This window comes from Pseudomonas sp. AC463, from assembly GCF_979253585.1.
This window is the reverse complement of the sequence record NZ_CEEDDZ010000314.1, coordinates 1-331: the sequence shown is the minus strand read 5'-3', so window position 1 is coordinate 331 and position 331 is coordinate 1. Positions and strand designations below refer to the sequence as shown.

The following is a 331-nucleotide window of genomic DNA, read 5'->3' as shown; positions in this document are numbered from 1 at the left end:
ATGACAGGCTCCAAATCGCACGCATAAGCCGCTGCGTTCAACCCGGCGACAAGGCCCTGCCCCGCTGCCTCCTCATATCCCGTCGTGCCGTTGATCTGTCCTGCGAAGAACAGGCCGTCGACACCGCGATGCGCCAACGTAGGTCCCAGAGAGCGCGGGTCGAGGTGGTCGTACTCGACCGCATAGCCGGGCACAGTGATCCGCGCGTTTTCCAGCCCGGGAATCGATGCGAGCACCGCCTCCTGAACCGAAGTCGCCAGGCTGGTCGACAAGCCGTTCGGATACACCGTGGTATCCGACAGACCCTCCGGCTCCAGAAATACCTGATGAC

General features: G+C 62.8%; 1 protein-coding gene. It reads right to left on the bottom strand.

Annotation, left to right across the window (positions count from 1 at the left end):
- On the bottom strand, positions 1-331 hold a 331-nt coding region (locus AC0IYH_RS30295), incomplete at both ends, for an FAD-dependent oxidoreductase (protein WP_471837833.1).